The sequence below is a fragment of the Shewanella sp. 11B5 genome (genome assembly GCF_002836795.1).
Classification (GTDB): Bacteria; Pseudomonadota; Gammaproteobacteria; order Enterobacterales; family Shewanellaceae; genus Shewanella; species Shewanella frigidimarina.
On record NZ_PJAP01000562.1, the window covers coordinates 1 to 4,307 of the forward strand.

The window sequence follows — 4,307 nt, forward strand, 5'->3', positions numbered from 1 at the left end:
TAGTGATACAATATCTAGGTTACGACTTTCATGACATCTCGATAATATCAATGCTATTACTGAAAACACCCTGCTCTTCTTACTCATTGAGCGTAATTAACTCACACCACTCAATTTGCACACTTCAATCAATCCGTTTTCAGGGATAGCACTCCCTCATTAAAGTTAAGCATTACCTTGTGCCCAGCGAATATACTGAACACTGTAAAAGCCTTGTAGCTATATATCAGGATGCCATGCAATAAGTCTAGTGTTGATGCCAAATGAGTAAAAAAATTCAATCATTGCTCATAAAGAAAGCACTAATTTGACGGTTACAGGTTACTTGCTGTTAAATTGTTAACGATGTTAAAAGCTGAAAATACCATAAAAAACCAACAGCAATCATCAAGCAGGCTGCAGTGCTTGAGCACCTCTAAGCATCGCTTCAATCAACTCTTTAGCATCAAATTTTGTTAATGCCTCATTGGCTCCGACTTGTTTAGCTTGGCTAACACTGATTTCGCTGGATAAGGACGTATGTAAAATAATGTACGCGTGTTCAATCGCTGGATTATTTTTAACCTCAAAGGCTAATTCGTATCCATCAAGTCCTGGCATTTCAATATCACTCACCAGTAAATCAATAGGCTTTCGTTCTTCCGCGGCTTGTTGCATCATCTGCAGTGCATCACGACCGTCGGCCGTCACTTGATAAGCAATGTTAATCGAATCTAATGCGTCAGATAATTGCTTGCGGGCAACTTTTGAATCATCCACCAGTAAAATACGTAACGGAGTTAATTTCTCACGTTGTACATCGGTTAATATCGCTCGATTATTAATCGGATCATCCGGGAATATTTTCGACAGTAATAACTCAACATCTAATAACTGAACGAGCTGATCATTAAAACGGGTTACACCTGTTAAAAATGCATTTTTGCCTAAGTTACCTGAAGGTGCTTCAATATTACGCCAATTACATTCAATGATTTTATCGATTGAGCGCACAAGAAAACCTATCACCATTCTCTGACAATCAGTAATAATGATGTAGCTGTCTTTAAGCTCTGCTTCGGTAACGGGCCTATAACCAATACCTGCAGCCATATCGATAATAGGAATAGTCATACCCCGAATGGTTGCAGCCCCCAAAATGGCTGGGTGAGAGTGCGGGATTTTAGTTAAAGGAGTAAACGGCACGAGTTCACGAATTTTTAAAGTACCTAAAGCAAACACTTGTGTTTGATTTAGCTTAAAAAGCAATAAACCCTGCGATTGATTCGCTTTGCTCATTTTCGGACTCATCATTACCCCTTCATCTAAAGACTGAAACCTATTTCACTATAGCATTTATCGTCAGTCTTTAGACTAGCTTAAGTGGTCTATTTTATCTGCAAACATCATTACAAATCACAAAATTAGCTATTCATCCGATAAGAGCCAACTCGATAAATCATTTCGATTACAATTACGTTTCAATAAATAGTGAATATTTGAGGAGAAGACTCTTGTTGATAACAAGAAATAGCAAACTACATTAATACCTTTCCGACAACAACCAGTCGACATTTTATACAAAAAAATTCAACGATTAAATCGCTCTTAGCCTTCTTAACGCAATTTATAAAAGCTAGGGAGAAAAACTTAATCGGCTATATACACATATAAGCTAGAACAGAGTGCAAGTTAGAACCGAATACAACCCAATAAAAACAACAAAGGGAAACAATGATAATTAAACCAGCTACTGATTTAATTATCATTGTTTCCCTCATTATTATGATGCTTTAAATTGACATAAAATCAGTTCGAAGCAGATTGCAGCTCGTAAAGCACATCATAAACAAATTGATCCCAACCCTCGGCATCGAACGCTAAGCCACTGGCATTGCGAACTTGACTAACTGCATGCAAAGGCGCCGCACCGTTTTCCATCATATAATAAGCCATCACCATTTCAGTACGATTAATCCCAGAGCGACAATGGAGTAACACTGGTAACTGATCGGCTTCACATTCACGAATAAATGTTAAAACCTGAGGGAGTATTTCAGCACAAATGGCTAGGTCATGCGGTTTAGGTGGAATATTATCAGGCAAATTAAACACTTTATGACGAAGACCTAATTCAGCCATAGCGTCGGTATCACAACCTTCAGCATTATTTAATGATGCGATTGCACCGAAACCAGCCTGCTTAAACTCAGCTAAATCCCACGCATCTTTGTTTGGACCACTACGGCCTGCAATTTGTCCATCAACTAACCAAAAAATATGTTTCATATTACCTACTACTAATCTGGTTTTTTAGCCCAAATATCAACATTAACTGAGGACAACTTCTTACGTTTTTTCTTGCCGCTACCTTCTGGCTTAGCCATTGGCTTAGGTTGTTCCAGTACGCTTTCAGGCACTACATCATCAGCCTCAAATCCGTTAACTTGTTCACGTTCAAGGCGAATTTGATTCTTTTTCTCAATAACAGAGAAGTGATGATACTCATCATGCGACAACAAGGTCAACGCTAAACCGACCTCTCCCGCACGCCCGCTGCGACCAATTCGATGCATATAATCTGCTGGACTGCGCGGTAAGTCAAAATTTATTACTACAGGTAATTTTTCAATATCAAGGCCACGAGCAGCAATATCTGTTGCAATGAGCACTTGAATATCACCCGCCTTAAAACCTTCCAATACACGACTTCTCGCGCCTTGGGCTTTATCACCGTGAAACACCTCTGCAGTGATACCACGTTTAGCCAGTTTTTGAGCTAAATGATTACAACTATTTTTAGCGCTAACAAAAATCAACACTTGGCGCCATTGATGCTGTTGTAGTAAATGTGCAAGTAAAGCGGTCTTTTTTTCACGATTAACCGTCATTACCCGTTGTACTAACGTACTCGCCTCAGCGCTTTGTAATTGTATCTCAAGCGGGTTAACGAGCAACGCTTGCGTGAGTTGGCGAACTTCATCTGGGAAAGTCGCTGAAAACAATAACGTTTGTTTTTGCTTAGGAAGTAAATTGAGTACTTGAGTCAGCTCTTCAGTAAAACCAAGGCTTAACATTCGATCTGCTTCATCAAGTACTAGCGTTGTCACTTGGGACAGCTTTAATGCATTTGACGATACTAAATCGAGTAAACGACCAGGCGTCGCGACCACTACATCCGCACCGCCACGCAATGCTAGCATCTGAGTATTAACAGATACACCGCCAAATGCAGCAACCACTTTAATGTCGCCATTTAAATGAACCGCATAAGATTTAAAGCTGTCGGCAACTTGCTTAGCAAGTTCTCGCGTTGGTACCAAGACTAACGCACTAACAAAATTACCTTTGGCAGATGTTGCAGCCCGACGACTTACCAATTGATGTAATATCGGCAATGCAAAAGCCGCTGTTTTACCTGAGCCAGTATTGGCACCTGCCAGTAAGTCTTTACCAGTTAATGTGCTAGGAATGGTTTCAGCTTGGATTGGTGTAGGCTGAAGGTATTTAAGCTCGGTTAATCTGGCCAACAATGGAGTATGCAGGCCAAACTCAGCGAAAGTCGTAGCTAAAGAAGCTTGGGTCATGTATCAAATGCGCTCAAGAAAATGGATATCAATCGCACATTTTAACGTACTTTGGCACAGCAGTCAGATAAATTAGTTAATTTCTTCAATCCCTTCCAAGTCCAGTAGCCACTGCTTCATATCGAGCCCATAAGCATAACCGGTTAACTTACCGCTTTTACCTATCACCCGATGACAAGGAACGATAATAGCAATTGGGTTTGCACCATTTGCAGCCCCAACAGCCCTGACAGCTTTAGGTCGCCCAATAGTATTAGCGATATCACTGTAACTGCAGCGCTGGCCGAATGTTAATTGACTCAGAGCATGCCAAACCTCATGTTGAAACACGGTACCTTTAGGTGCTAGAGAAACACTAAAATGCTGCCTTTGATTAGCGAAGTACTCTGTTAATTGAATGACTGTTGTATCAATGTGCTGCTGGGCTTGTACCAATAAATCTTGAGTTGTCTCAGTCGTGCTTTGTTGGAGTCTAAACTGAGTTTGAATCTCTACAAGCAAGCTCGTTTGGGCAAGGTCTTCAACCTGCAGATGGGTTAATCCATACTCAGATGCTTTAAGCGAGAGTAAACCAACTGGACTTGTGACTAAAGCATGACACTTGGGCGAAGTAAAATGGGTCATAATATTATCCGTTTTTTGCAGCGACAGGATCGTTATCCCAAAGCTGGAAGGTTAAGTAGCTGCCCCAAGGTGATGCTTGTGTTGCAATGTCGGCAGCAATGCTTATGTACGATTTAG

At 40.7% G+C, this 4,307-nt stretch carries 4 protein-coding genes; all 4 read right to left on the bottom strand.

What is annotated here, in order from left to right; genetic code table 11:
- Positions 1-387: 387 nt before the first annotated feature.
- The 4 genes from CXF78_RS13160 to CXF78_RS13175 all read right to left on the bottom strand — a co-directional run bounded on the left by CXF78_RS13160 (position 388) and on the right by CXF78_RS13175 (position 4,190).
- Complete coding sequence (locus tag CXF78_RS13160) at positions 388-1,278, bottom strand: chemotaxis protein CheV (RefSeq protein ID WP_041413640.1); 891 nt, start codon at positions 1,276-1,278, stop codon at positions 388-390.
- 510 nt (positions 1,279-1,788) lie between these two features.
- Positions 1,789-2,268 (bottom strand): protein-tyrosine phosphatase family protein, encoded by a 480-nt coding sequence (locus CXF78_RS13165; RefSeq protein WP_102037052.1) that lies wholly within the window; start codon positions 2,266-2,268, stop codon positions 1,789-1,791.
- Positions 2,269-2,279: 11 nt separating this feature from the next.
- On the bottom strand, positions 2,280-3,566 hold the full coding sequence (locus tag CXF78_RS13170; protein ID WP_102037053.1) for a DEAD/DEAH box helicase: 1,287 nt from the start codon (positions 3,564-3,566) through the stop codon (positions 2,280-2,282).
- Between the two features lie 72 nt (positions 3,567-3,638).
- Positions 3,639-4,190, bottom strand: coding sequence for a methylated-DNA--[protein]-cysteine S-methyltransferase (locus CXF78_RS13175; protein WP_102037054.1), 552 nt, complete (start codon positions 4,188-4,190; stop codon positions 3,639-3,641).
- Positions 4,191-4,307 lie beyond the last annotated feature (117 nt).

Excerpts from the sequence above, each read along its gene's own strand:
- CXF78_RS13160 (WP_041413640.1), bottom strand. The coding sequence starts at position 1,278 with ATGAGCAAAGCGAATCAATCGCAGGGTTTATTGCTTTTTAAGCTAAAT.
- CXF78_RS13165 (WP_102037052.1), bottom strand. The coding sequence starts at position 2,268 with ATGAAACATATTTTTTGGTTAGTTGATGGACAAATTGCAGGCCGTAGT.
- CXF78_RS13170 (WP_102037053.1), bottom strand. The coding sequence starts at position 3,566 with ATGACCCAAGCTTCTTTAGCTACGACTTTCGCTGAGTTTGGCCTGCAT.
- CXF78_RS13175 (WP_102037054.1), bottom strand. The coding sequence starts at position 4,190 with ATGACCCATTTTACTTCGCCCAAGTGTCATGCTTTAGTCACAAGTCCA.